This is a genomic window from Pseudomonas putida (assembly GCF_002741075.1).
Taxonomy (GTDB): domain Bacteria; phylum Pseudomonadota; class Gammaproteobacteria; order Pseudomonadales; family Pseudomonadaceae; genus Aquipseudomonas; species Aquipseudomonas putida_T.
This window is the reverse complement of the sequence record NZ_CP016634.1, coordinates 2009955-2036779: the sequence shown is the minus strand read 5'-3', so window position 1 is coordinate 2036779 and position 26825 is coordinate 2009955. Positions and strand designations below refer to the sequence as shown.

The 26825-nt window shown below is 63.0% G+C and carries 25 protein-coding genes; 7 read left to right on the top strand and 18 right to left on the bottom strand.

Translation table 11 applies throughout. The features are described 5' to 3' along the window. Position 1: 1 nt before the first annotated feature. A complete protein-coding gene (locus IEC33019_RS09375; protein ID WP_070091151.1) occupies positions 2–1588 on the bottom strand; it encodes an EAL domain-containing protein in 1587 nt (528 codons plus the stop codon). Positions 1589–1896: 308 nt separating this feature from the next. Here IEC33019_RS09375 and hppD point away from each other — a divergent pair, with 308 nt between their 5' ends. After that, entirely contained in the window at positions 1897–2973 is a 1077-nt protein-coding gene (hppD, locus tag IEC33019_RS09365) for a 4-hydroxyphenylpyruvate dioxygenase (protein ID WP_070091149.1), read from the top strand. A gap of 18 nt (positions 2974–2991) precedes the next feature. Here hppD and IEC33019_RS09360 read toward each other — a convergent pair whose 3' ends face one another. Both IEC33019_RS09360 and IEC33019_RS09355 read right to left on the bottom strand, forming a co-directional pair. Beyond that, entirely contained in the window at positions 2992–3798 is an 807-nt protein-coding gene (locus tag IEC33019_RS09360; RefSeq protein WP_070091148.1) for a CSS-motif domain-containing protein, read from the bottom strand. Between the two features lie 129 nt (positions 3799–3927). Beyond that, positions 3928–4617 (bottom strand): type 1 glutamine amidotransferase domain-containing protein, encoded by a 690-nt coding sequence (locus tag IEC33019_RS09355; RefSeq protein WP_070091147.1) that lies wholly within the window; start codon positions 4615–4617, stop codon positions 3928–3930. A 153-nt stretch (positions 4618–4770) separates the two neighbouring features. Here IEC33019_RS09355 and IEC33019_RS09350 point away from each other — a divergent pair, with 153 nt between their 5' ends. Beyond that, the gene (locus IEC33019_RS09350; RefSeq protein ID WP_070091146.1) at positions 4771–5208 is read left to right on the top strand and encodes a nucleoside deaminase; all 438 of its coding nucleotides are present in this window, start codon (positions 4771–4773) and stop codon (positions 5206–5208) included. Here the strand turns inward: IEC33019_RS09350 and IEC33019_RS09345 are convergent, their stop codons facing one another. Together IEC33019_RS09345 and IEC33019_RS09340 are read right to left on the bottom strand one after the other, a co-directional pair. Beyond that, positions 5209–6813, bottom strand: a complete 1605-nt coding sequence (locus IEC33019_RS09345; RefSeq protein WP_070091145.1) for an ATP-binding protein — start codon at positions 6811–6813, stop codon at positions 5209–5211. Between the two features lie 84 nt (positions 6814–6897). Continuing rightward, on the bottom strand, positions 6898–7953 hold the full coding sequence (locus IEC33019_RS09340) for a tetratricopeptide repeat protein (protein ID WP_070091144.1): 1056 nt from the start codon (positions 7951–7953) through the stop codon (positions 6898–6900). 145 nt (positions 7954–8098) lie between these two features. Between IEC33019_RS09340 and IEC33019_RS09335 the strand changes: the two genes are divergently transcribed. The 3 genes from IEC33019_RS09335 to IEC33019_RS09325 all read left to right on the top strand — a co-directional run bounded on the left by IEC33019_RS09335 (position 8099) and on the right by IEC33019_RS09325 (position 9286). Beyond that, positions 8099–8419 carry a YbjQ family protein gene (locus IEC33019_RS09335; RefSeq protein ID WP_099593364.1) on the top strand — a complete coding sequence of 107 codons (321 nt, stop codon included), beginning with the start codon at positions 8099–8101 and terminating at the stop codon, positions 8417–8419. A gap of 138 nt (positions 8420–8557) precedes the next feature. After that, the gene (locus tag IEC33019_RS09330) at positions 8558–8746 is read left to right on the top strand and encodes a hypothetical protein (protein WP_070091142.1); all 189 of its coding nucleotides are present in this window, start codon (positions 8558–8560) and stop codon (positions 8744–8746) included. Between the two features lie 234 nt (positions 8747–8980). Next, entirely contained in the window at positions 8981–9286 is a 306-nt protein-coding gene (locus tag IEC33019_RS09325) for a hypothetical protein (RefSeq protein WP_070091141.1), read from the top strand. Here the strand turns inward: IEC33019_RS09325 and IEC33019_RS09320 are convergent. The 4 genes from IEC33019_RS09320 to IEC33019_RS09305 form a co-directional block, all read right to left on the bottom strand. Further along, positions 9277–9699: a group II truncated hemoglobin gene (locus IEC33019_RS09320; RefSeq protein WP_070091140.1), complete on the bottom strand. Its 423-nt coding sequence runs from the start codon at positions 9697–9699 to the stop codon at positions 9277–9279. The genes IEC33019_RS09325 and IEC33019_RS09320 overlap by 10 nt on opposite strands. Positions 9700–9786: 87 nt before the next feature. Beyond that, positions 9787–10119: a hypothetical protein gene (locus IEC33019_RS09315; protein WP_070091139.1), complete on the bottom strand. Its 333-nt coding sequence runs from the start codon at positions 10117–10119 to the stop codon at positions 9787–9789. Between the two features lie 335 nt (positions 10120–10454). Then, entirely contained in the window at positions 10455–11600 is a 1146-nt protein-coding gene (gene ampC / locus IEC33019_RS09310; protein ID WP_070091138.1) for a class C beta-lactamase, read from the bottom strand. 20 nt (positions 11601–11620) lie between these two features. Continuing rightward, positions 11621–12415, bottom strand: coding sequence for an AraC family transcriptional regulator (locus IEC33019_RS09305; protein ID WP_070091137.1), 795 nt, complete (start codon positions 12413–12415; stop codon positions 11621–11623). An 80-nt stretch (positions 12416–12495) separates the two neighbouring features. Between IEC33019_RS09305 and IEC33019_RS09300 the strand changes: the two genes are divergently transcribed. After that, positions 12496–13482, top strand: coding sequence for a bile acid:sodium symporter family protein (locus tag IEC33019_RS09300; protein ID WP_099593362.1), 987 nt, complete (start codon positions 12496–12498; stop codon positions 13480–13482). A gap of 229 nt (positions 13483–13711) precedes the next feature. Here IEC33019_RS09300 and IEC33019_RS09295 read toward each other — a convergent pair whose 3' ends face one another. The 7 genes from IEC33019_RS09295 to IEC33019_RS09265 all read right to left on the bottom strand — a co-directional run bounded on the left by IEC33019_RS09295 (position 13712) and on the right by IEC33019_RS09265 (position 23921). Beyond that, positions 13712–15133: an efflux transporter outer membrane subunit gene (locus tag IEC33019_RS09295; RefSeq protein WP_070091135.1), complete on the bottom strand. Its 1422-nt coding sequence runs from the start codon at positions 15131–15133 to the stop codon at positions 13712–13714. Further along, positions 15130–18309, bottom strand: coding sequence for an efflux RND transporter permease subunit (locus IEC33019_RS09290; protein ID WP_070091134.1), 3180 nt, complete (start codon positions 18307–18309; stop codon positions 15130–15132). Before IEC33019_RS09290 ends, IEC33019_RS09295 begins: the two co-directional genes overlap by 4 nt. 12 nt (positions 18310–18321) lie before the next feature. Continuing rightward, positions 18322–19566 (bottom strand): multidrug efflux RND transporter periplasmic adaptor subunit MexE, encoded by a 1245-nt coding sequence (gene mexE / locus IEC33019_RS09285; protein WP_070091133.1) that lies wholly within the window; start codon positions 19564–19566, stop codon positions 18322–18324. Positions 19567–19893: 327 nt separating this feature from the next. Next, positions 19894–20493, bottom strand: a complete 600-nt coding sequence (locus IEC33019_RS09280; RefSeq protein WP_070091231.1) for an START domain-containing protein — start codon at positions 20491–20493, stop codon at positions 19894–19896. Positions 20494–20588: 95 nt separating this feature from the next. After that, positions 20589–21425 carry a bifunctional allantoicase/(S)-ureidoglycine aminohydrolase gene (locus IEC33019_RS09275; RefSeq protein ID WP_070091132.1) on the bottom strand — a complete coding sequence of 279 codons (837 nt, stop codon included), beginning with the start codon at positions 21423–21425 and terminating at the stop codon, positions 20589–20591. Between the two features lie 134 nt (positions 21426–21559). Continuing rightward, positions 21560–22924 (bottom strand): LLM class flavin-dependent oxidoreductase, encoded by a 1365-nt coding sequence (locus IEC33019_RS09270; protein ID WP_070091131.1) that lies wholly within the window; start codon positions 22922–22924, stop codon positions 21560–21562. A 16-nt stretch (positions 22925–22940) separates the two neighbouring features. Further along, the gene (locus IEC33019_RS09265; RefSeq protein ID WP_070091130.1) at positions 22941–23921 is read right to left on the bottom strand and encodes an aliphatic sulfonate ABC transporter substrate-binding protein; all 981 of its coding nucleotides are present in this window, start codon (positions 23919–23921) and stop codon (positions 22941–22943) included. A 205-nt stretch (positions 23922–24126) separates the two neighbouring features. Here IEC33019_RS09265 and IEC33019_RS09260 point away from each other — a divergent pair, with 205 nt between their 5' ends. Next, entirely contained in the window at positions 24127–25038 is a 912-nt protein-coding gene (locus IEC33019_RS09260; protein ID WP_070091129.1) for a hypothetical protein, read from the top strand. Here the strand turns inward: IEC33019_RS09260 and IEC33019_RS09255 are convergent, their stop codons facing one another. Both IEC33019_RS09255 and IEC33019_RS09250 read right to left on the bottom strand, forming a co-directional pair. Further along, a complete protein-coding gene (locus IEC33019_RS09255; RefSeq protein ID WP_099593358.1) occupies positions 25039–25923 on the bottom strand; it encodes a DMT family transporter in 885 nt (294 codons plus the stop codon). A gap of 224 nt (positions 25924–26147) precedes the next feature. Further along, positions 26148–26822 (bottom strand): class I SAM-dependent methyltransferase, encoded by a 675-nt coding sequence (locus IEC33019_RS09250; RefSeq protein ID WP_070091127.1) that lies wholly within the window; start codon positions 26820–26822, stop codon positions 26148–26150. Positions 26823–26825: the final 3 nt, after the last annotated feature.

The following is a 26825-nucleotide window of genomic DNA, read 5'->3' as shown; positions in this document are numbered from 1 at the left end:
ATCAGTTGGGCATGATCTCAGGGCGTATGTTGTGCGGCAACCGCGAGCTGCCCGGGCGGGCGGCCAGGGCTTGGAGGAAGTCGTTTACAGGCATCGGGCGGCCGAACAGGTAGCCTTGCTGGAAGTCCACATGGTGCCGTGCCAGATAATCGCGCTGGACCTCGGTCTCGACCCCTTCGGCCACGAGGCCCAGGCCCAGTTTGCCCGACAGTTCGATGATGGTATCGAGAATGTGCTGGGACAGCGCGTCGCCGCCGATCATGCCCACGAAGCTCTGGTCGATCTTCAGGTAGTCGACCTTGAACTGGCGCAGGTAATTGAGGCTCGACTGGCCTGTGCCGAAATCGTCCAGAGCGATCATTACCCCCATCTCGTGAAGTTTCTCGAACAGCTCCAGGGTAATGGGCGTGGCTTCGATCAGCTTGCGTTCGGTCAGTTCCAAGGTCAGCACCACGCGTCCAGGAGGGAAGTGCTGGAGGAAGGTGCGGCAGTCATCCAGCAACTCCAGGTCGCGGCAGTGGTCGGCGGTAATGTTGATGCCGATGTGAAAGCCATCTTCCAGCAGTGCGGCATACGGCGCCAAGGCCTGGGCGGTATGCAGCATCAACGCCCGGGTCATGGGGACGATCTGGCCGCTGTGCTCGGCATAGGGAATGAAGAGGTCGGGGCGCACCAGGCCTTCACGTGGGTGATTCCAGCGCATCAGGACTTCGACACCGGCCCAGCGGTAGTCGTCCTTGCGCACCACGGGTTGGAAGTATGGCAGGAACTCATCGGCCTCCAGGGCGCGGTTGAGTTCGGCTCGGGGTGACGAGGCGCGCCGGATCTGCCAGTGGCAGACGACGCCAGCGAGGACCCCGATCAATAGCAGCAGGCTGAGTAGGGCTGCGTAGTGTTCGGAGATGAACTCGACTTTTTTGCCTGCCCCATAGCCGCCGTGAACACTGAACGGGTAGCGGGTCGATGCCTGTACCGACGGCGCAATGGCGGCCACCGGTGCTGCGCCTTCGTGCACCACGCCGTCCTTGCCCATCCAATGGTTGCCGACTTGAAGTTGAAGCACTTCTCCGGAACTGACCCACTGCAATGCGCTGGTCAGGTGGTCGCCGTCGACGGTGGTGATCGCACCACTGCCAGCGTTGCTGACGCGATAGGCCAGCAAGGGATGGCCAGGGGTGACCGAGTTGCCGGCCATCAGCCAGAGGCGACCGTCGGTGTAGTCACGTGCATCTACCGGCTCGTCGAAGTTGCCGAACAGCGAGGAGCAATAGAGGGTGTTTTCGTGGAAGAGGTTGGTGGAGCGGACGAAGGCATTGCGGGTGACCTGGCTTCGCAGTGCCAGGTCGATCTGGTCGCAGGGACGACCGACCAGTGGCAGTAGTTCCTGGGCGGCTCGGGAGATGTTGTCGAGGATATGTTCGACCTGCTCCACCACTTGTCGGGTGGTGGCCTGACTGGCGGTTTGCAGTTCGCGTTGGGCCTGCCAGTGCATGATTGCCATGCCACACAGCAGCGGCAGGGCACCAATGGCCCAGGGAAGCAGGGCTCGCCAGCCCCGACGGGCGGAGCGTTTAACCTTGAAGGGCATGCTGATCTAATCTGATAAAGACAATGGCCAGAGGATAGCCGTTTGTCGGCCAAAGCGGTGAACTAAAGCGCGACAAATGATTTTACGCACTGTAGAATCCGTTTACGAATACAAGAATAAGGTTCTCCGCATTCCGGAGGATCAAGCCCGCCGAGAATGGGTCCATATGACATACCAAGGGTTCAAACTCATCATTGGTGACTTCCTTGCCCGCAGCGTGCGCGGCATACCCTGCTCGCCACCACGCCTGTCCGACATCCAAAGCACCTGATTCCACCTGTTTTTCGCTTATAGATGAGGACACCAACATGGCTGATATCTTCGACAACCCAATGGGTCTGATGGGCTTTGAGTTCATCGAATTCGCATCGCCCACCCCCGGCGTGCTGGAACCGGTCTTCCAGATGCTCGGTTTCACCAAGGTGGCCACCCACCGCTCCAAGGATGTGCACCTGTATCGTCAGGGCGGCATCAACCTGATCCTGAACAACGAGCCCAAGAGCATCGCCTCGTACTTTGCCGCCGAGCATGGTCCGTCTGTTTGCGGCATGGCGTTTCGTGTTCGCAATGCCCACGAAGCCTACGCTCGCGCCCTGGAACTGGGTGCCCAGCCGGTCGAGATCGAGACCGGTCCGATGGAGCTGCGCCTGCCAGCGATCAAAGGCATTGGCGGCGCGCCGCTGTATCTTATCGACCGCTTCGAAGAAGGCAGCTCGATCTATGACATCGACTTCAAGTTCATCGAAGGCGTGGACCGCAACCCGAAAGGCGCGGGCCTCAAGGTCATCGACCATCTGACCCACAATGTCTATCGCGGCCGGATGTCCTACTGGGCTGGCTTCTACGAGAAGCTGTTCAACTTCCGCGAAATTCGTTACTTCGACATCAAAGGCGAGTACACCGGCCTGACGTCGCGTGCCATGACGGCGCCCGATGGCATGATCCGTATCCCGCTGAACGAAGAGTCGTCCAAGGGCTCGGGGCAGATCGAAGAGTTCCTGATGCAGTACAACGGCGAAGGCATCCAACACGTCGCCTTCTTCACCGATGACCTGATCAAGACCTGGGATGCCCTGAAGGGTTATGGCATGCGCTTCATGACCGCACCGCCACAGACCTACTACGAAATGCTCGAAGAGCGCCTGCCAGGTCATGGCGAGCCGGTTGACGAGCTCCAAGCCCGCGGCATCCTGCTCGACGGTTCCTCCGAGTCGGGTGACAAGCGTCTGCTGCTGCAGATCTTCTCCGAGACGTTGATGGGCCCGGTCTTCTTCGAGTTCATCCAGCGTAAGGGTGACGATGGCTTCGGTGAGGGCAACTTCAAGGCGCTGTTCGAATCCATCGAGCGTGACCAGGTTCGCCGCGGCGTCCTGAACGTCGAGTAAGTCCCAAGGCACGCTGGGTCATCCTCTGGATGACGCAGCGTGCCTGCCATTGGCACGGTTCCTGAAAATCCCCCAATACATTATTGCTCCGGTCAGCAGCCCTATCAGGGCGAGCGACGGAAGTATCCTCATCATCGATTGGCGAATTTCCTGGCTGGTATGACCCTGCCGGTAACCACCCTTGACCGTGTACCCATGCTTGCTCGACATCGCGCTGCGGAAGAACTCCGTTTGCGAAGGGCGTTGCGCTTCGCGGCTGTCACCTGCGCTCCATAGGTACGTCTCCCCAAACTCCAGTAGCAGCACCAGGCCATCCTGGAATCCGCGCAGTTCGTTACGCAGCTCCAGGCCATAGGCGGTGGCGATCACCCCTGGATTGGCATAGGTCAGACGCAGTTCGACGACGACATCATTGGGCGTCACCGGCGAGTTGAAGTTGAGTTGCACATGGTCACTGGGATGATTGAAGGATGGGCTATAGGACGAGCTGGTACCGATCGTGCTGCAATAGGCGTGTCCATCCTGGGTCAGGACCAGCGAGCGAATGCGCGGGTCGCCCGCGACCAGTCGTTCGAGCGTCCCCATGACCTTCACACAGGGTTGTCCGGCCAGCGGCAGAGCAGTGGAGGCGGCCGTTTGCAGATGGTCCAACACTCTGTCGACGCTGAAGATGGCTTCCTGAACGGAGACCAGGGCGTTTTCTTCGAGCTTTCTTTCCAGCTGGTACACCATCACCAGCAGCCCTGAGACCACAGGGACCATGCCGATCGTCAGGACCAGCAGTATCTCGAGCAGGCTGCGGCCTGCGTGAGTGAATCTCGACATCGAAATGCAATCCTCCGACCAGACTGCCCTGAATGGACAGAAGTCGAAGAGATTAACGGGGCGGGTGTCCGCTGGACTGTAGCTGCGATCCGTTTGCGCAGCGGTAGATGGCAAGAGACGTTGTCGGAGTCATGCCGGCTTTTTCAGCCGGTCCAACACCTGCTGCGCTACCCGTCGGCTAGAGGCAGGGTTCTGCCCTGTAACCAGCCGGTCGTCGCTGACGACATAGGTGGCCCAAGGGTCTTCATGCTTGCTGTATTTGCCGCCACGGGCGACCAGCTCGTTTTCGGTCAGGAAGGGGACGACCTTGTCCAGCTCGGCCAGTTTCTCTTCGGTGTTGGAAAACCCGGTGACCTGACGTCCCCTGACCAACAAGCTGTTGTCGCTGAGCTTGATGTTGAGCAGGCCGACCACACCATGACACACCGCAGCCACCACGCCACCGGCCTCGTAGATACGTCGAGCCAATTCCTGCAGCGGTGCGTTCTCGGGCAGGTCCCAGACCACACCATGACCACCGGCGTAGTAGATGGCGCAGTAGTTGTCGACCTTGACCTGACCGGGCGTAAGGGTGTTGCCGAGGCGGTTCATGAAGGCCTTGTCGTCATACCACTGCCAGTCGAGTTCGGGGGCCATTTGCAGGCTGTGGGGATCGATTGGTACATAGCCCCCTGCAGGGCTGACATAGTCGACGGCATAGCCGGCCTTCTGGACCTCGTCGACAAAATGCACTACCTCGCCCAGCCACAGACCGGTGGCGCGCCGCAGCGTTGGATACTTCGCCGTATTGGTCAGTACAACCAGGATTTTCTTGCTCATGACCACACTCCCAGCGCCAGGAAAGGGCCCGGATCTGCCCGGGGCAGCGCAAACCTAATGAGGATAGCCGTCCATGGCGGGAAAGCCACGGCCTGGTGCCTGTGCTAGCCTGCTCGGCAGACCGTCGAGCATGACGGCATGACAGGAGGGGGTATGGACACATTCATGCAGGCGGCCATCGATGAGGCGCGCCAGGGGCTTGCCGAAGGGGGGATTCCCATCGGCTCGGTGCTGGTTCACGAGGGACGGATCATCGGGCGAGGGCATAACCGCCGCGTACAATGCGGCAGTGCCATTTTGCACGGCGAGATGGATGCCCTGGAGCGGGCCGGTCGCCAGAGTGCACAGGTATATCGCGAGGCCACGCTGTACACCACGCTATCGCCTTGCCCGATGTGCAGTGGCGCCATCTTGCTCTATGGCATTGGCCATGTCGTGGTGGGGGAAAACCGTACGTTCATGGGTGAAGAGCAATTACTGCAAAGCCGGGGTGTGCGCATAGAGGTGCTGCAGGATGCGGCGTGCGAGCAGATGATGCGCGACTTCATCGATAGCCACCCAGCGCTCTGGGATGAAGATATCGGCCGTTGATCAGGCTTCGCCGAGCATTTGCGCGACCCGTGCCTGCAACTGGCTCAGCTCGAAGGGTTTGCAAATCAACTGCATGCCGGGGTCCAGGAAGTCGTCGCGGGCCATGGCGGTCTCGGCATAGCCGGTGATGAACAGCACCTGCAGACCCGGCCGACGTTTGCGGGCGATCTGTGCAAGTTGTCGGCCGTTCATTCCCGGTAGCCCTACATCGCTGACCAACAAGGCGTAGGGCCTTGGCGAGTTCAGCAATTGCAGGGCTTCATCGGCGTTACAGGCGGCCTGGCAGGGGAAACCTTCTTCGCGCAGCGCCTGGGAAACCAAGTCTCGTACATGAGGATCGTCCTCGACGATCAACACATTGCGATTGCCACTGGCGGCCTTCGCAGGGTGAGCATCCGTTTTCGGTTTTGGCTGGCCCCGATAGCGTGGCAGGTAGAGGTCGACCTGGGTGCCTTGGCCAATCTGGCTGTGCAGCGCCACATGGCCGTGAGACTGCTTGCTGAAGCCATAGACCATCGACAAGCCCAGCCCTATGCCCTGACCGGTCGGCTTGGTGCTGAAGAACGGCTCGAAGGCATGTTCCAGGGTGCTTTGCGACATGCCCTGGCCGTTGTCACGGATGCTCAGGCGCAGGTAGTCACCACGGGCCAGCCCGCCACCACTGAAACAAGTGTCATCGATATGCTCGTTGCTGGCCTCGATGCTCAGCTGGCCACCACTTGGCATGGCTTCGCAGGCATTGAGTACCACATTGTCGAGCACTTCGCGCAGTTGCTTGTCGTCCGCCTCCGCCAGCCAGAGGTTGGCTGGCAGGTTGACCCGCAAGGTCACCGATGCGCTCAGTTTGGCTTGCAGCGTCTGTGGCTTGAGCAGGCTGTGCAGATCGACGATCTTTCGTTGCAAGGACTGCCGGGAAGAGAACGCCAGAAGCTGATGGGTCAGGCGGATGGCTCGGGCCACGGCCTCGCGTCCCATGCGCAGCAAAGCCTCCAACTGTTCGGTGCGTCCTTGGCGCAAGCGTTTGTCGATCAGCTCGAAGCTGCCGCCAATGCTGGTGAGCAGGTTGTTGAAATCATGGGCGATGCCACCCGCCAGCTGGCCAACGGCGTCCATCTTTCGGGTCTGACGCCAGGCTTTATCCTCCGCCTGATGCTGTTGCAACTGGTCTTCGAGACGCTGTTGCAGCTCCCACAGTCGATCCCGCGCAAGATACTGGCGCCGCCGAGTATGCAGGGCGACCTGGCTCATTCGAATCAACAGGGCGTCGTCAATGGGTAACTGCAATTGCAACAGATTGCCCAGTCGTGACGAGGGGGAGCCGGTGGCCGGAAGGAGTGGATCGAGCAAAAGCAGAACCGGCAGATCCGACCACTCCGGCTGTTGATCGATGAACAGTTGCACGGGTGACTGGGGGTCAGTCGGCAGCGTGCTGTCGGCGGCAATCAAAAGGCCTACACCTTCGGCCAGCCATTCACCCAGGCGCGTGGCATCGTCGGTGCACAGGCAAACGAACCCGGCGCCTGTCAGCAGGCGAGACATCTGCGCACCGATCTGCGGGGGGCCCAGAATCAGGGCGCGTTCGTCCACGAGCACCGCAGCGGCCAAAGTGATTCTCCTGTGGCTGTGATCCACCGATACCCACTGGACCACGAGCAGGCGGCGGGGGTTCCGCCTCAGAAGATGTGCGCTCTACAAGCCCTGCTGGAGCAATGGGTCGTCAGGGTTTTGCCGCTCGAGTTCGGCCAATAGAACCTGCACGTTCTGCAGTTGCCCGGTTTCTTTCCAATACTGAATCAAGAGCACCCGTGCGCGCCGGTTCGCAGGTTCGCGGCTGAGCACGGTCTCCAATTGTTTCTGTGCGGCCTCGACCTGTTCCAGGTCGTGCAGCGTGACGGCCAGGATGTAACGGTAATCGACGTTGTCTGGTTCCAGCTCGACAGCGCGGGAAAAGGCCAGCAGGGCGTACTCTTCTTGATCATGGCGCGTCAGCCAAAGGCCCAGCTGATGCTGCAGGAAGGCCGAATCCGGGCGCAGCGCCAACGCTTTGGCCAGCACCTGACGGGAGGCATCGTGCTGGCCTTGGCGTTCGAGCAGGCGAACCTGCGTGGCCAATGCATCGAGCCCGTCGGGTGCGATCTTGAGGCTGCGCTGTAGGGCGACACTGGCCTGGTCGTAGGCATCTTCATGCAGGTACAGGCGCGCCAGATGTACCTGTGCCGCGGCATCATCGGGCTGGGCCTCCAGTGCCTGCTGGTATTGTTCCAAGGTGTCCTGCAAGGGGCCGAAGTACAAACCAATGGCATCCGGGTCTAGGCCCAGCAGGGCATCCACGGCGGCAAAGCGCACGCTTTGTTCCTCGTCCTCCAGCAGCGGGCCCAGGGCCAGACTACGCTGAGCCGCGGGCAACAGGCGGCGGATACTGGTGATGGCGGCGCGACGTACCAATGGGTCGTCGTGCTCCAGGTCCTGGCGAGCGAGTTTCAGCGCTTGGGGCGAAGGATAGTTGGGCAACTCTGCATGAAGCGCAGCCCGGCGTATGGGCGTCAGGTCGTTGCGTTGCAACTGCTGATAAAGCACCCGCGCCGCACCTGGCTCGCCGTCATGGGCCTGACGCAAGGCTTTGGCATAGCTTTGGGCGGGCATTGCTGGGGCAGTGGGTTGTGGTTCACGCCTCAGGTAGCCGACGACGCCCGATACCAGGACCAGCAAGAGCAGGGCGATCAGGTAACGGCGGCGGTTGGGCATCGGGTGTTCCGTGGCGTCGGGAATGGCAGAGCTTGGGACAGCCGGGCACTAATTGCAACGCCCGCGCGGCAGCTGGCCAAGTCTGGTCGGGTGGAAAGGTCTGTTAAGATTCGCCCTTTTTCAAGCGTGGCCAAGGAGCCGTTTCATGATCATCACCACCACCAGCCAGCTCGAAGGCCGTCCCGTTGCCGAATACCTGGGTGTGGTCAGCGCCGAATCGGTGCAAGGCATCAACTTCGTGCGCGATTTCTTTGCTCGTTTTCGTGACTTCTTCGGGGGGCGCTCACAGACCCTGGAAAGCGCCCTGCGCGAGGCGCGTGAGCAGGCCACCGAGGAACTCAAGGCCCGGGCACGTCAATTGCAGGCCGATGCAGTGCTGGGCGTGGACTTCGAGATCAGCATGCCGTCGGTTCAGGGCGGCATGGTCGTGGTGTTCGCAACCGGCACGGCTGTCCGTCTGAAGTAGGGCACTTTGCCACTGGTCGGGTGGTGCGGGATTGTCCGGAAGGTCTGCAAATGACCGGCTAGTCTCCATTTCAACGGGCTGTCGCTTCTGGGCAAGCAGAGTGCTTGCTGGCGTAGCCATCATTGGAGGGAGCAGGGCATGAGCGAATCCTTTTTCGAAGACATGAACGATGCGTTCCCGATCAACAGCCAGGTGTGGTGCGGCCAGGCGTTCTTGCGCCTGGGGTTCGCCAACATGACCCTGGATGAATCGGAGCAACTTAAGCCTGCACATCTGCAGCGCGTCAAGAAGGGCCGTTTCACGCCCCGGTTCCGGACCCGGAAGTAATCCCGCCCAAGGTTCTCGCCTGGCCAGCAATGCACGAGTCAGGTGAGGGCCATATCGTTCCTGCGCGTGCGCGTGCGCGTGCGCTTGCCTGATCGATCGGAGAACTGCATCACGATCGCCGGCAGCTTTTTATCCTCTTTCTTGATCCTGCTCATGGCATCGGTGGTTGGCACTCGCCGGGCGGTCGCGGCTGTGCTTTTCTTGCGCCGATTTTCAGCACAAGGAGGTGAATGCATGCGTGTCAGGGAACAGACTTACTGGGAATGGGCCGATGCCCACTTACATAGCCGCAGCCATGACGAAGTCCTGAGCGACGGCACGGTGCTCGACATTCAGGTGCGTTTGTCGCGGCTGGGCGCCACGCAATTGTTTCTTGGGCTGTATGCCGGAAGCGGCAAAGCCTTGCTGGAGGAGTACTATCCCGCGCGCCCCGGTGAGACCATGACCCGCGCCCTGGTCTGGGGCGTCGAGCGCGCTCGGGCCCTGGCCACCGGCGCCTTGCCATTGCCGGTGGTCAGGGCTAGGCGACTTCAGGCCTGAGCGCGGCGGTTGCGGCTGGCCTGGACGATGCGTTCGGCCGGCACTCGCAACTGGCGCAGTAGGTACTCGGCAAAATCCGCCGCCCAAGGTTGCAAGGCAATGGCCTGAGCCATGCAGCTCAGCCAGAGGTTGGCGTGTTCTTCATCGATTGGCCATTGTGCGTGGAACGAGGGAATTGCGATCGGGCCATAGCGCTCGCTGTACAGACGTGGTCCACCGAGCCAGCCGCTGAGAAAGCATGCCAGCTTGTCCCGAGAACCCTCCAGATTGTCAGGGTGCATGCGGCGTATGCTGGACGCTTCAGGACACTGGTCCATCAGTCGGTAAAAGTCATCGACCAGGCGGCGCAGGCCGTCGATGCCGCCAGCGGCTTGATAGGACGCGTCGCCGGTGCCGTATGCAGGGGTGTTCATCTCAGGCTCCAAGGAACAGGAGCGCACAGTGTAACAGGCATGAAAAAGCCCGGCCTTGCGGGCCGGGCTCAATAAGGGTGGTACGACTCAGTTCAACGGGTCTATCACCTTGACTGCCTCCCGCTCACGGGCGGTAGGCCATTCTTGTTGCAGGGTCTGCAGGACGCGACCGACGAATTCGGTGTCGGCGGCGGCCTTCTTGCCGACGTAGCCTTGGCCACGACGGTAGACCTTGAAACGGGCGCGCATGCTGGGCATGTGCGATTCAAATTCATCTTCGACCGTGTTGGGTGGCAGACGGTCGAGGCGTACCTCGCCAGTCTGGCTGACCCACAGCAGGTGGTCATCGAGGCTGTCCTTGCGCGCGGCGAACAGCTGGGCCAATTGGTCGATCGTAGGATTGTTGTTCAAGTTCATCATAAAGCCCCCATTACCCATCAGTTAGTGATTTTTCACTCGGCGCCACGACATGTAGCGCACTAACACGGCTGCTACAGCAGCATTGCAACAGGGGCCTTCTCACGCTGCCTTTTGGACAGTTTCCCTCTCCACGGACGGCCTGCGTTACCGCGCAGACCGTCTGGAACACCCTTGCCACCGCTCCCGATCAGGGAGACGGCTTCATCATGCCCAAGGCAGATGAACGGCGTCAACAGGTTTGTAGTGAATATTTTTTGGCACTACATGTTGTCCGACAATCCATCACCAACAAGCGATCGCGTATGCCCAGGGGACTGTCGAATTGCTTCCCGACATCAATGATTCAAGGCCGACAGGATCTGATAAGCCGCGCGCACGCGGGCTTCATTGGGGTAGTTGCGGTTGGCGAGCAGGACAATGCCCAGCCCTTTGGCCGGGATGAAGGCGTAGTAGGCACCGAAGCCCGCGGTGGCACCGGTCTTGTTATACCAGGCTGCTGGTTCGGGTGGCAGGGCAGGTTTCAGGCGCAGGGTGGCTTGGGGTTTAAGGGCTACCTCAGAACTGTTGCCCTTGAGCAGGGTATTCAGGACGACCGGGTACGGGTAGCGCTCCCAGCCTAGGCCCTGGGTCATTTGTCCGACCTTGAAGTAGCCTGTCTGGGTGAGAGCGATCGCCTTTTGTAGCGATGGTGCCAGCGAGTCGGCATTCAACTGCAGGCGCACATAACGCGCGGCATCGCTCACGGTGGTCTTGATCCCATAGGCCTCGTCCGCCAGCGGCCCTGGGTTGACCCGCACCGGCTGGTTGTTGGCGTTGTAGCCCTGGGCGTAACGCTGTTGTGCAGCGCCTGGCACGGCAAGGTAGGTATCGCTCAGGCCCAGTTCAGGCAAGAGCTGCTTGGTCATGATCTGAGCGAACGGCTTGTTCTGCGCACGCGCCGCCAGATCACCAAACAGGCCCAGGCTGGGGTTGGAGTAGCAGCGCTGGGTGGCGCGCGCAGCACGGGGTTTCCAATGCTGATAGAAGGCCAGTACCTGCGCCTCGGTCTGCACCTTGTCGGGGAATTGCAGTGGCAGGCAATCGGCGCTGTAGGCACCCAGCTCCAGCACGCTGGCCTCGCCCAGGGGCGTGCCTTCAAGGGCGGGATAGTAGCGTTTGGCGGGGGCATCCAGCGCCAGTTTGCCTTGGGCACTGGCAAGCGCGACGAGTGTGGCGGTGTAGGTCTTGCTGAGCGAGCCGACTTCGAACAACGTGTCGCGGTCCACTGGCTTTGCCTTGGCCTTGTCGGCCACACCGTAGGTGAAGTAGTGCTCCTTGCCATCGGCGATCACCGCCACGGCCATGCCGGCGATGTCGTGCTCGCGCATCAAGGGCTGAATAATCTCATCTATCTGTGTGTGCAATGTGTCGGCCAGGCTTTGCCCCGTCGCGGCGACGAGGCTCAGGGCGAGGGCAAAGCGCACGTACGGGAGCGGCTTCATGCAAAGGTCCTTGTTCAGGTTCAGGAGGGTGTGTGGCGTCGCAGGAACTCACCTGGCGATTGGCCGAACTGTTCGCCAAAGGCGGCGATGAATGCGGAAAGCGAGGCGTAGCCGCAGGCCAACGCCACATCGGTGACCCGTTCTGCGCGCTCCAGGGCTGGCAAGGCACTGAGCAGGCGCACCCGTTGACGCCATAAGCGGAAGGTCAGGCCCGTCTCTCGCAGGAAGCGCCGGCTGAGGGTCTTTTCCGAGACGCCCAGACGCAGCGCCCAGTCGCCCAGGCTGCGTGTATCGTCCGGCGCGGCCTGCAGGCGACGGCATATCTGGCGTAGTTGGCGATCCTGGGGTAGCGGCAGCAGTAGCTGTTCTTCGCGGGCGCTGGCCAGACGGTCGAGTAGCACCTGCACCAGGCGCCCATCGGCCCCTGACGCGTCGTAGCGCACGGGCAGTTGCGAGAACGCCTGGATCAGTTCGCCCAGCAGGGGTTCCACCACCACGACCCGGCAGGCGGTGGCTGGCCAGGGTAGGGCGGCAGGGTCGATGTACAGGCTGCGGATACAGGTGCTGGGCTCGCAGACCACACGATGAGGAACGTGTGCGGCGATCCATACGGCCCGTTGTGGCGGCACCAGGTACAAGCCTTGCGGTGTGTGCACGCGCAGGATGCCGTTGCGCGCGTGGGAGAGTTGTCCCCAGGGATGCCGGTGGCGATAGCCCAGGGCAATGTTGGGGAGGCTTTCGGCCTGGCCATAGACAGGCCGTGGTAGGTATTCGAGCTGGTCGAGGCGGGCCTCGGGATGTCCGTTCAGCGACACTGGCGGGGGTTCCGGCGTTAGCGGTAGGGGAGGCGAGACCTTATCGTTTGCTCCAGCACAAATACAACTCGGAAAAATCCATGAAGTACGTCAGAAAAATCTTCGATAACTTCACCTTGGCCTTGCTTGGGGTCGTGTTGATTGCCACGTTGCTGCCGTGTTCAGGAGACGGCGCGGTGTTCTTTGGTTGGCTGACGAACCTGGCGATCGGCCTGCTGTTCTTCCTGCACGGCGCCAAGCTGTCGCGCGAGGCGATCATCGCCGGTGCCAGTCATTGGCGGTTGCACCTGCTGGTGTTCACCTGCACGTTCGTGATGTTCCCGTTGCTGGGGATGGCCTTCAAGCCTCTGTTCGTGCCACTGGTGGGCAACGAGCTGTACTTGGGCGTGCTCTATCTGTGCGCCTTGCCGGCCACGGTGCAGTCGGCGATTGCCTTCACCTCGCTGGCGCGCGGCAACATTCCTGCGGCGATCTGCAGTGCGGCGGCGTCCAGCTTGCTGGGCATCTTCCTGACGCCGCTGCTGGTGATGCTGTTGCTTGGCGCCGAGGGGGACAGTGGGTCGGGGTTGGATGCGGTGTTGAAGATCACGCTGCAGTTGCTGGTGCCGTTCGTGGCAGGGCAGATTGCGCGTCGCTGGATCGGGGAATGGGTCAGACGCAATGCACGGTGGCTGAAGATCGTCGATCAGGGTTCGATCTTGCTGGTGGTCTATACGGCGTTCAGTGATGCGGTGGTGACCGGGCTTTGGCATACCGTCTCGGCGCAGCATCTGGCGGGGTTGTTCGTCGTCTGTGGGATTTTGCTGGCGGCGGTCTTGTTCGGGACTCGGTTGTTGGGGCGGGTGCTGGGGTTCAGCGTGGAAGATCGCATTACCATTCTTTTTGCCGGATCGAAGAAGAGCTTGGCGACGGGGGTGCCCATGGCTCAGGTGTTGTTCGTGGGCGGTGGGATTGGGGCGATGATTTTACCTTTGATGTTGTTTCATCAGATTCAGTTGATGGTGTGTGCGGTGTTGGCTCAGAAGTACGCTGCGCGGGATATTGAGGGGGTTTCGGCGGTGTCCTGATGGTTGGGTGGGTGTTTGATGGTTTGATTTGTCGACGCTTAGTCACCTTTCCGCCTTTACGGCGGGTCACTCCGTAAAGGCGAAAAGCGCCGGTGGCGCCACCGCCAACACCGGATATTCACCCAATCTGAAAGCCCAAGCCCAAGCCCCAAAAAAAGCCCCGCAAACCAAGGGCCAGCGGGGCAAACGGTTGGGGGAGGAACCAACCAAAGGAGTCTTTGAAAAAACCTCAGCGAACGCTGGCCACCGCCTGTCCCTCAGGCTGCCACCCGCCCCCCAGAGCCTTGTAGATCGCCACGATGCCCTGATAAAGCTCAACCTCACCCTGCGCCTGTGCATCCTCCGCACTCAGCCGTTCCCGCTCCGCATCGAGCAGCACCAGGTAATCAGCCGTCCCTTCCCGATACCGCACCGACGCCAACTCAGCCGCCTTGCGACTGGCATCGCTCTGGCGAATCAATGCCAGCAGCCGCTGCTGACGCTTGCCGTAATCACTGAAGGCATTGGCCGATTCTTCCAAAGCCAGCAGCACCTGCTGTTCATAGTTGGCCAAAGCGCCTTCGGCATCGGCCTTGGCCCCGCGCAGGCGCGCCCGCACGCTGCCCAGGTCGAACGCCGCCCAGGTAATGCTCGGCCCCAAGGCCCAGGCATTGGCCGCCGACGAGCCGATCTGCGACCCACGCGCTGCGGTAAAGCCAAGGAACCCACTCAAGCTCACCCGCGGAAACAGGTCAGCCGTGGCCACGCCGACATTGGCCGTGGCCGCCGCCAGCTGGCGCTCGGCGCTGCGGATGTCTGGACGGCGGCGCAGCAGCTCACCGGGGTCACCCACGGGCAAGGCCTTGGCAATCGCCGGCAAGGCTTTGGGCGACAGGTCCACGCTCAGGGCATCCGGGCGCTGGCCGAGCAGCGTGGCGATGCGGTTGCGTGCGCGCACCTGTTCGGCCTGCAGCTGCGGCACGGTCGCCTCCACGGCGGCCAGGCGGGCATCGGCGCGGACCACGTCCAGGTCATTGCCGACCCCGGCATCGCGCAGGGTCTCGGTGATGCTGCGCGACTCCTGCTGGGTCTTAAGGTTGGCCAATGCGATCTTTTCGCGCAGTTGCGCGCCACGCAGTTGACCGTAGGCGTCCACCAATTCTGCGATCAGGCTGACCTGCAGTTGCTGAAGGTCCGCCGCGGCGACGGCCTCCTGCGCTTCGCTGGCCTCGATCTGTCGCTGGATCCGTCCGAACAGGTCCAGCTCCCAGGCCATGTCCAGGCCCAGGTCATAGCGTTCGCTGTTGACCCGGTGCTCGGTCTGGCCGGGAATCTGGCCCTTGCCGATGTCGCTGCTGACGCGGCTGGTCACCACCGGGAGTTGGTCGTTCTCGGCGTCCTCACGAATCGCACGGGCTGACTTGAGCCGGGCGAAGGCCACGCGCAGGTCGCGGTTGCCTTCCAGCGATGCCTGTACCAGTTCATTGAGCACCGGGTCGTCGAACTGCTTCCACCAGATGCTTTCGAAGCGGCTGCGGTCCAACGCCTTGGCCTGCAGTGCGGTGTCCAGGTGCGCAGGCTCGGTTGCCGGCGCTTGGTAGTCCGGGCCCACCGCGCAGGCCGCCAGGGCCAATGCCAGCAGGCTCGGGGTCAGGGGTTTGAGCAGGTTCATGCATGGCTCTCCAGCGAGTGGACGCGCGCGGCCTTGCGGGCCTGGCGACGTTCGACGAAACGGCGGATCAGGAAGAAGAACACCGGCGTCAGGAACAGGCCGAACACGGTCACGCCAATCATCCCCGAGAACACCGCGACGCCCATGGCATGGCGCATTTCGGCACCGGCACCGGAGGAGAACACCAGCGGCACCACGCCCATGATGAAGGCGATGGAGGTCATCAGGATCGGGCGCAGACGCAGGCGGCAGGCCTCCAGCACCGCAGCCAGCGGGTCCAGGCCCTCGGCCTGCTTGTCCTTGGCGAACTCGACGATGAGGATGGCGTTCTTGCACGCCAGGCCCACCAGCACGATCAGGCCGATCTGGGTGAAGATGTTGTTGTCACCGCCGGAGATGATCACGCCGGTGATCGCCGACAGCAGGGTCATGGGCACGATCAGGATCACCGCCAGTGGCAGGCTCCAGCTCTCGTACTGGGCCGCCAGCACCAGGAAGGCCAGCAGCACGCACAGCGGGAAGACGAACAGTGCGGTGTTGCCCGCCAGGATCTGCTGATAGGTCAGGTCGGTCCATTCGTAGGTCATGCCGTTGGGCAGTTCTTCCTTGAGCAGCTTGTCCATGGCAGCCTCGGCTTGGCCTGAGCTGTAGCCGGGCGCTGCACCGCCGTTGATCTCGGCGGTGATGAAGCCGTTGTAGTGCATCACCCGATCCGGCCCGGAGGTGTCGCTGACCTTGAGGAACGTCGCCAGCGGGATCATCTCGCCCAGATTGTTGCGCACCTTCAACTGGCCGATCTGCTCGGCGTCGAGGCGGAACTGCTGTTCAGCCTGGACGTTGACCTGGTACGTGCGGCCAAAGCGGTTGAAGTCGTTGGTGTACAACGAACCCAGGTAGATCTGCAGCGTCTCGAAGATGTCGTTGATGGCAACGCCATGGGTCTTGGCTTTTTCCCGGTCGATGGCGGCATCGACCTGAGGCACGTTGACCTGGTAGCTGGTGAACAGGCCAGCCAGCTCCGGTACGTTGTGGCTCTTGGCGATGATGTTTTGGGTTTCCTTGTACAGCGCCTCGTAGCCCAGGTTGCCCCGGTCCTCGATCTGCAGGCGGAAGCCGCCGATGGTGCCCAGGCCCTGCACGGGGGGTGGTGGGAAGATCGCGATGTAGGCGTCCTGGATGTCAGCGAACTTGGCGTTCAGCGCCGCGGCGATGGCCGCTGCCGACTGGCTCGGGTCCTTGCGCTCGTCGAATGGCTTGAGCGGGGTGAACACGATGCCGCTGTTGGGGCTGTTGGTGAAACCGTTGATCGACAGGCCAGGGAAGGCCACCGAATCGGCCACGCCAGGCTGTTCCAGGGCGATCTCGCTCATCTTCTTGATGACCGCCTCGGTGCGGTCGAGGCTGGCCGCGTCCGGCAGTTGGGCGAAGGCCACCAGGTACTGCTTGTCCTGGGCCGGGACGAAACCGGTCGGGGTGGACGAGAAGCCCAGGTAGGTCAGGCCCATCAGGCCGGCATAGACGAACAGGGCGATACCGCTGGAGCGGATGACCCGGCGCACGCCGCCGACATAGCGATGGCTGGCGCGGTCGAAGAAGCGGTTGAATGGGGTGAACAGCCAACTGCCCAGCAGTTTTTCCAGGAACCGCGAGAAGCGGTCCTTGGGCGCATGGTGGTCCTTGAGCAGCACCGCGGCCAGGGCCGGCGACAGGGTCAGCGAGTTGAACGCCGAGATCACGGTCGAGATGGCGATGGTCAGGGCGAACTGCTTGTAGAACTGCCCGGTTAGGCCGGAGATGAACGCCGCCGGCACGAACACCGCGCACAGTACCAAGGCGGTGGCGATGATCGGCCCGGTCACTTCGCTCATGGCCTTTTGCGTCGCTTCCATGGGCTTGAGGCCCAGGCCGATGTTGCGTTCGACGTTTTCCACCACCACGATGGCATCGTCCACCACGATCCCGATGGCCAGCACCAGGCCGAACAACGACAGCGCGTTGAGCGAGAAACCGAACAGGTGCATCACCGCGAAGGTACCGATCAGCGAGACCGGCACGGCCATCAGCGGGATGATCGAGGCGCGCCAGGTCTGCAGGAACAGGATCACCACCAGCACCACCAGCACCAGTGCCTCGAACAGGGTATGCACCACGGCCTCGATGGAGCCGCGAACGAACACGGTCGGGTCATAGACGATGCTGTAGTCCATGCCTTCGGGGAAGTCCTTCTTCAGCTCCGCCATTTTCGCGCGGACTTCGTCCGAGATTTCGATGGCATTGGAGCCTGGACGCTGGAAGATCGGGATTGCCACCGCCGGTTGGTTGTTCAGCAGCGAGCGCAGGGCGTACTGGCTGGAGCCCAGCTCGACCCGGGCGATGTCTTTCAGGCGCGTGATCTCGCCATTCTCGCCGGCGCGGATAATGATGTTCTCGAACTCTTCCTCATTGACCAGGCGGCCTTGGGTGTTGATCGACAACTGGAAGCTGGTCGAGCCCGGCGCGGGCGGGGCGCCCAGTTGGCCGGCGGCGACCTGACGGTTCTGCTCGCGGATGGCTGCTACCACGTCGCTGGCGGTCAGGTTACGCGAGGCGGTCTTGTTCGGATCGAGCCAGACGCGCAGGGAGTAGTCACCCATGCCGAACAGCTGTACATCGCCCACGCCGCCCAGGCGCGCCAGCTCATCCTTGATGTTGAGGATGGCGTAGTTGGACAGGTACAGCATGTCGTAGCGGTTATCCGGCGAGGTCAGGTGCACGACCATGGTCAGGTCGGGCGAGGCCTTGTCGACGGTGATACCGATGCGCGTCACTTCTTCCGGCAGCTTCGGCTGGGTCCGGGTGACGCGGTTCTGCACCTGCACCTGGGCATTGTCCAGGTCGGTGCCCAGGGCGAAGGTGATGGTCAGGGTCAGCTTGCCGTCGGCGGTGGACTGCGAGGACATGTACAGCATGTTCTCTACCCCTGTGATCGCCTGTTCCAGCGGGGCGGCGACGGTTTCGCCGATCACCTTGGGGTTGGCGCCGGGGAAGTTGGCACGCACCACCACGGTGGGCGGTACCACTTCCGGGTATTCGCTGATCGGCAGCTTGAACAGCGCGATGGAGCCTGCGATCAGTAGCACCAGCGAGAGCACGGCGGCGAAGATCGGGCGGGTGATGAAGAATTTCGAAAAGTTCATCGGAGGGGTCCCTTAACCGCGCGGTGCCTGGGCACTGGCGACATTCTCACGGGCACCGGCCACAGCCGGTGCTGCCTTGTTGCTGGCTTCCAGGGCCTGGCGCTGGCGGGCCAACGTGGCGAGGGTCTCTTCGCTGGCCATCGGCGTTTCCTCTGGCGTGACCGGCGAACCAGGGCGCACGCGCTGCAGGCCCTTGACCACGATGCGGTCTTCCTTGCTCAGACCGCTGCGCACGATGCGCAGGCCTTCGAGCTTGGGCCCCAGTTCGACGGCGCGGTAGGCGGCCTTGTTGTCCTTGTCCATGACCAGCACGAACTTCTTGCCCAGGTCGGTGCCCACGGCCTCGTCATTGATCAGTACGGCGTCGTACTTGGCGCTGCCGACCAGCTTCAGACGGGCATACAGGCCGGGGGTGAACTGGCCGTCGCGGTTGTCGAACACCGCGCGGCCACGGATGGTGCCGGTGCGCGGGTTGACCTGGTTGTCGACGAAGTTCATCTGGCCCAGGTGCGGGTTGCCGGTTTCGTTGGTCAGGCCCAGGTACACCGGGGTGCTCTGGCCGCGCTGGCCGTCGCGGGCCAGCTGGGTGTACTTGAGATAGACCCGCTCGTCGGCGTCGAAGTAGGCGTACACCTTGTCGGTGGAGACCACCGAGGTGAGCGGCGTGACGTCGGCGGTGACGATGTTGCCGGCAGTGAACTGGGCGCGGCTGACGCGGCCGCTGATCGGGGCGGTCACCCGGGTGAAGCTCAGGTTCAGGCGGGCCAGGTCCAGTTGCGCCTGGATCGCTGCGACCCCGGCGCGAGCCTCGGCGGCGGCGCTACTGCGGGACTCGGCCAGCTCTGCGGAGATCGCATTGCTGTCACGCAGGCGTTCACCACGACGGGCTTCGTTCTCGCTGCGCAGCGCTGTGGCGCGGGCCTGTTGCAGTTGTGCCTCCAGACGGCGCACCTCGGCCTGGAACGGGCGAGGGTCGATCTGGAACAACAGGTCGCCCTTTTGCACCTGGGCGCCTTCAGTGAAGGCCACCAGGTCGATCTGGCCGGAGACCCGCGGGCGTACCTCGACGGTTTCCGGCGCTTCCAGGCGACCGGTGAACTCGTCCCATTCGTTGATCGGCTGTTCGATCACCTTGGCCACGCTGACCTTGGGCGCGGCGGGAGCCTGTACAGCCTCCGGAGTACGACCGCACGCGGCGATCACCAGCACTGCCAGGGCAGCGAGGGGAAAGCGCAAGGGTTTGAGTGATTGTTCCATGGAGAACTCCGCCAATGATTGGATAGTGGGCGGATTCTGCGAGTCTTGCGCGCGGGGAACGAATCGAACGACGCGAAGGTTAATATCAAGCGGAATGATATGTCGCCCGGCATCATCGATCAGGACACATGAAAGCCAGGCGGCCTGGACAGAGGGACGCCTTGCGGCCCGTCGCAGGCGCCTCCCGCAACGACAGTGCAGCCCCGAAGGACAATACACTCCAGGCGGGTTTAGCAGGGCCCTTGAGAGCTACTGCGTAAGGTTCAGTGGTGCCTTGCGAATCAGCGCGGGCGTTGTGGGAGAACGGCCTTACCCGCGAACGCTGTATCAAGGTTGGCGCTCGGCCACGGCCTTGAGGGTACGCAAGGTCACCAGCGGAGCATCCACCACGAACTGGTTGGCCAGCCATCCTGGCACGTCGCCTGCGGGGTCGGCTTGCAGTTGGTAGGTCACTTCAGTTTCTTTTTCGCCCAGGGGGCGCATGGTCCATTCCCCGCGCAGCCGGCGCACGCGGATCAGCCCAGGCGCCGCAGGTACCCGGCTCGGCTCGGCGCTCAGGTGGCGCACCAGGGTGCCGTCGTCCAGGCGTTCGGTGCGCACGCGCAGCACGATGTCCCGTGGGCGGGCCGGCCAGGGCAGGTCAGTGACCAGGTAGACCCAGGTGCTGTCGCCATCGACTTCCAGCAGACGCATTTCGGCGCAGGCATACAGCCACTTGCAGGCTACCCGCAGGTTTTCCTGCAGGTCGGTGAGGGTGCGCACGCTCGCCTTGATGTGGGTAATGCCGCGAAACGCCTGGTACGACGAGCCCTCGACAGCACGCAGGTAGACGTCAACGCCATCCTCCTGTTGCGCAAGGCGCCAGTCGTCTGCCAGCAGCACAGGGGCGGGCAACAGGAGCAGCAGAGTGAGCAACAGGCGATACAAGGGCATGGCCGCAGGCCCAAGGCTGGGGATCCAAAAAGTATGGACACAAACGACAAGCCCGCCATGAAGGCGGGCTTGCTGACATCAGCCTGGACTCAACGCTGTGGGTTGAGGGTCAGGTGCACGTGGCGGTTGACGTCTTTGTACAGCAGGTAGCTGAACGGGCCTGGGCCGCCGGCGTAGCAGGCTTGCGGGCAGAAGGCGCGCAGCCACATGAAGTCACCGGCTTCGACTTCGACCCAGTCCTGGTTCAGGCGGTACACCGCCTTGCCTTCCAGCACGTACAGGCCGTGTTCCATGACGTGGGTTTCAGCGAACGGAATCACGCCGCCTGGCTGGAAGGTCACGATGTTGACGTGCATGTCATGGCGCATGTCGGCCATGTCGACGAAGCGGGTAGTGACCCAACGGCCTTCGGTGCCCGGCATCTCGATGACGGTGGCGTCCTTGCGGTGGGTGACGAAGGATTCTGGAACAGCCAGGCCTTCTACCTTCTGGTAGTGCTTGCGCAGCCAGTGGAAGGTGACGTTGGACTTGCTGTTGTTGCGCAGGCTCCAGTCGGCGCCCGGGGCCAGGAAGGCGTAGCCGCCTGGGACCAAGGTGTGGTGCTTGCCTTCGACGGTGATGTCGATCTCGCCTTCGACCACGAATACGACCGCTTCGGCGTTCGGGTCCAGCTCAGGACGCTCGCTGCCGCCTTCCGGGGCGACTTCGACGATGTACTGGGAGAAGGTTTCGGCGAAGCCGGTCAGCGGGCGGGCGATGACCCACATGCGCATCTTGTCCCAGAACGGCAGGTGGCTGGTGACGATGTCACGCATCACGCCCTTGGGGATGACGGCATAGGCTTCGGTGAACATGGCACGGTCAGTCAGCAGCTCGGTTTGGCCTGGGTGCCCACCGTGAGGGGCGAAGTACGAATGATTCGACATGGAGAGTCTCGACTTGTTGTTCTGTCCCCGTGCCGTTGAACCGCACCGGCCGGTGCGCCGCAGGGGATGCACGGACAGGATATGAGCCTTTCCGTGGCATCCACAAATTAAATGTTGAAATGTCCGGTATTTATTCAGTGAATGTCGACGCGGCGCCCGTGATGGGCTTCTGGCAGACGATCGCCCTGGCCGAACAGCTTGTGGCGCAGGGTGCCGTCTTCATAGGCCAGCGGGTAGCGACCGCGGCGTTGCAGTTCGGGTATCAACAGCTCGACCACGTTGGCCAGATCGTCCGGTTGCACCGCATAGGTGAGGTTGAAACCGTCGATGCCGGTCTGGTCTAGCCAGGTTTCCAGCTGGTCGGCGACTTCTTGCGCCGAGCCCACCAGCACCGGGCCCCGACCGCCCAGCCCTACGAACTGCGCCGCCTCGCGTACGGTCCAGCGCCGGTTGGGGTCGGCGGCGGTGAAGGCCGCCAGCGCGGCGCGGCCGGCGTCGTTCTCCACATATTCGATGGGCGCGTCGGGTTCGAGGCCTGCGAAGTCGATGCCGGTCCAGCCCGACAGCAGGGCCAGGGCCGCTTCAAGATCAACATGGTGGCGATAGTCGGCAAAGCGAGCCTGGGCTTGCTCGCCGGTGTGGCCAACGATCAGCAGGGCCTGGGCATAGATAAGCACCTCGTCGCGACCGCGACCGGCCGCTTCGCTGGCCTGGCGGATACCTTCGGCGTAGCGACGCAGCACGGTGGGTGTCGGGCCACTGATGAATACGCATTCGGCATGCCGCGCGGCGAATTGCTGCCCGCGCGCGGAGGCGCCGGCCTGGAACAGCACCGGGGTGCGCTGGGGTGAGGGCTGGCACAGGTGCATGCCGGGCACCTGAAAGTGCTCGCCGGTATGGGCAATGGGATGCACGCGTGACGGATCGATATAGCGGCCTGTTTCGCGCTCAAGCACCACGGCGTCGTCGTCCCAGCTCTTTTCCCAGAGCTTGTACAGCACGTCGAGGTACTCCTCGGCCAGGTCGTAGCGTTGGTCATGGCCCAGTTGCCGGGCCAGGCCCAGGTTGCGTGCGGCGCTGTCGAGGTAGCCGGTGACGATGTTCCAGCCGACCCGACCATTACTCAGGTGGTCCAGGGTCGACATGCGCCGGGCGAAGGGGTAGGGGTGCTCGTAGGTCAGCGAGAAGGTCACGCCGAACCCCAGGTGTTCGGTCACCCCGGCCATGGCCGGCACCAGCAGCAACGGGTCGTTGACCGGGACCTGCACACCGCCGCGCAGGGCCGCGTCCGGCCCGCCCTGATAGACATCGTAAATGCCCAGCACATCGGCGATGAACAGGGCGTCGAACAGCCCGCGCTCAAGCAGACGGGCCAGATCGGTCCAGTAGTCCAAGCGGTTGAAATCCACGCTGGTGTTGCGCGGATGACGCCAGAGGCCCGGTGACTGGTGGCTGGCAGCGTTCATGCTGAAGGCGTTGAAGCGAATGGGACGCGGCATGCGCAGCTCCTTGGCGTCAGGGCAGGACGGAAGCCGGGTAGACCGCATCGGCCACCTGCAGCTTGCGAGGAATCAGGCCCAGGCCCTGGAAGGTGTCGGCCAGCTTCTGCTGTTCGGCGACAATCTGTGGGGTGATGGGCACCGCGTTGTAGTTGCGCCGCTCACTGGCCACCTCCAGCACGTCGGCACCGATGCCCAGTTGCGGCGCCAGCAGGTTGGCCACCTCGGCGGGCTTGGCGTTGGCCCACTGGCTGACCTTGGCCAGTTCGCTGAAGAAGGTCTTGAGCAGCGCGCGGTGCTGGTCGGCGAAGGCGGCGGTGGAGAGATAGAAGGTGCGGTTGTTGGAAAGCCCGCTGCCATCGCGCAGGTTCTTCAGGCCCGGTTGCCGTTCAGCGGCGGCCAGGAATGGGTCCCACAACGTGACGGCCTGCACGCTGCCTGATTGCAGGGCGGCCACGGCGTCGGCGGCGTTGTTGACGTAGGCGGGGGTGATGTCTTTGTAGCTCAGACCCGCCTGCTCCAGGGCCACGGCCAGGAGGTACTGGGCGTTCCAGCCGCGACCGGTGGCCACGCGCTTGCCCTTGAGCCCCTGGACGCCCTCGATGTGGTCCTGCTCGCGTACCACCAGCCCGATGCCGCGGGGGTAGGGCTGTTCAGCTGCCAGGTAGACCACCGGTTTGCCGGCCGCCTGGGCGAATACCGAGGGCGCGTCGGCGGCATGACCCAGGTCGATGGCGCCTGTGCTCAGGGCCTCGAGCAACTGTGGGCCGGCGGCGAACTCGTGCCAGCTGACCTTCACGCCTTGAGGGGCCAGTGCCTTTTCCAGGGCACCGCTGCCTTTGAGGATGTTGATGCTGTTGAACTTCTGGTAACCGATACGCAAGGTCTTGGCGTCTTCAGCCAAGGCGTTGGACCACGGCAACAAAGTGCTGGCGACACTGGCCAGCAGGCCGCCGAGCAGCAGGCGGCGAAGGGGAGAAAAGGCACGGGCAGGCACGGGAAACGCTCCTTGAAAGGCTTGGGTAGGTGATCTCCAGCCTAAGGAGGCGCGTGGGGCCTTTCAATTTTTTAATTCCATTTAGTTAGATTGTTTTGTTCTTTATATATCGTTTTGTTTTTTATGGGCGATGGGTCGGAGAGGGCAGACAACATTTTTTTCACATCCACTTGCTAGGATTTTGCCTCTTTCAAGGAGACGATCAATGGCACGAGCCCTGCGCGCACGTATTGCAAAAGTGTTGGTGGCCAGCACCGCCGGAGTGCTTGCCAGCGCCTTGGGGTTCTTTGCCTGGCAGAGTTTCTACCCGGTTCAGGCTGCGGACGGCTGGGACGTTCAGGTACTCCACCGTTCGGTGGACAAGGCCGCCTCCCTGCTGCCCCAGGCCGATGGTAGCCTGCTGGTGAGCCGCGAGCTGGACGATGGCCGTGGCAGCATCCTGAAGATCACCGCCGAAGGCGATCGAGTGGTGCTGATCGAGGGGTTGTCCAAGCCTGATGGCATGGTGGCCGCCCAAGGCGGTTGGGTATTCAGCCAGGAAGGCGGCAAGGCGCCGGTCAGCCTTGCCCGGGACGGTCAGGTCACCCGGCTGTTCGACGGCGAAAGCGTGCAGGGCCTGTGGAACGACGGCGATTACCTCTATGCCATCGAAGACCGCAAGGGCAATGGCCGGTTGATGCGTTACGACTGGCACAGCGGCCAGCTCGACGTCCTGCGTTCAGGCCTGACCGAAACCGAGGGTCTGACCCGCTGCAGCGATGGGCGCCTGCTCTACACCGAAAAAAGCGCCGGGCAGATCCGTGCGCTGAGCGAGGATGGCCAGGACCCGGTGGTGGCCAGCGGCCTGCGCAACCCCACCTTCCTGCTCTGCGATCAGCGTGGGCTATGGATCAGCGAAGACTCCACCCACCGCGCACGGCTGTTGCGCATCGACGCCGACGGTCAGCGTCATACGGTGCTGACGTTCCTCAAGGCGCCCCAGGCCATTGTCCCCGACGGCAAGGGCGGCTATCTGCTCGCCGAAGGCGGGCGCAACCGGGTGCTGCGCCTGACGCCACCGATCGATACCAGCACCGCCCAGGCGCAGGATGTGGCCCCGGACGTGCCAGGGGCCTGATCAGCTGGGTAGACGCTTGGCGTGCCCCGGCAGCACGCCGAGCACCAACATGCAGCCCAGCAGGATCACCCCACCGCCCACCATCTGCAGAAGGCTCAGGGCTTCGCCGAGGAACAGTGCGCCGATCAGCACGGCCACCAAGGTCACCACGAACTCCACGCTGATGGTGCGGGTGGCACCGATGCGCGCGACCAGGCCGAAGTACAGCACGTAGGTGGTGGCGCTCATCACCGCGCCACTGATGGCCAGCAGCAGCCAGTCGCTGGCTTGGGGCACGGTGGGAACCGGCACTACCCACAGCAAGGGCAATGTCAGCAGGCCGCCAGCGAGAAAGGCGCCACCGGTGACCGTCCACGGGTCCTGGCCGCGCAGGCGCAGGCTCGCATAGTTGCTGCCGAACGCAGCGCACAGACAGCCAAAGACCGAAGCGATGCAGCCGTGGATGAAGTCTTCGGTCACGGCCTGCGCCGGGAACCCCACCAGCATCACGATGCCAAGTACGCCCAGCAGCAGACCAGCCAGGCCCTGGGGGGTGATCTTCTCGAGGCCCCAGACGCGGCCGATGATCATCGAGAACAGCGGGATGGTCGCCACCAGGATCGCCGACATGGCGGTGCCGATCCGCGGTGTGGCGTAGGACAGACCGATCAGTTGCCCGGCTACCGTGGTGGCGCCCACGACCAGCAGCGGCTTGAGCAAGGGCCGCAGGCGCAGCGCCCGCCCCAGCAGCGCCGCCAGCACGGCCAGCGTGCCGCCGGCGATCAGCGAGCGCAGACTGACCGCGCCCACCCAGCCGAAGGCATGCACGACCTTGAGCACCACCAGAAACGACAGCCCCCAGGTGATGGCCAGGAACGAATAGGCGGCAAGGTCGCGCGGTTGCATGGGGGTGGGGTCCATCCGGGAGAGGAAGGCAGGCTAGCGGGTGGGTGAGCAAGGGAGCAAGGGGGAGGGGTGTGATTGGCGTGTCTGGTGTGGGTCGTGTCGTAACCAAGCGGTTGTTCAGGGATTGAGGGGCTGCTTTGCAGCTTCGCCAGCCCTCGCGGGATTGCACCGCCCTGAAGACTTGCGCAATCCCGGTGGGAGCGGGTTTACCCGCGAAGAGGGCACTACAAGACTTGGCGCTGCGCGACCAGCAGCAGCGACTGCGGTACCGGGCTTTGGGGGTGCTGCGGCTCCTGCAGGCTGACCAGACGCAGCCCGGCCATGTCCAGGGCATTCAACCAGCTGGAGAGGGTGCGGAAATACCAGGGCATCGGAGCCCATTGCCCGGCGAATCCGGTGAACGTCTCTTCGCGCCAGCCATCCTGGTAGTCACCATTGGCCATCGTCCAGGGATGCAGGGTCTGGATCACCAGAGCGCCGCCAGGGGCGAGCAGGGCGCGCATGGCGTCGAGCAACGGGATGATGTCCTGGTGCAGCAAGGCGAAGTTGGCGCACACCACGTCGTATTCATGGCCCACGTCTACCTGCCTTTGAACTAATTGTTCGTAGGTCGCCTGGAACACATGAGGCGACCCAGCCGCTTGCGCGGCCTGCACCAGCCTTGCATCACCGTCCACGCCCGTCACTGCGACCCCGCGCTCGGTCAAGGCGCGCAACAACCAGCCCTCGCCGCAGCCCAGGTCCAGCACGTGCTCAGGTTGGCGGCCCAACACCGCCAGCAGGATGGCCTGGTCAGTGACCTGCCGCCTGCTTTCGATGGCACCGCTGCGCACGGCCTCGATCCAGGCTTGGGCGTTGTGCTGCCAACTGTGCAGCAGCGAGGCTTCAGGTGTGGGCATCGG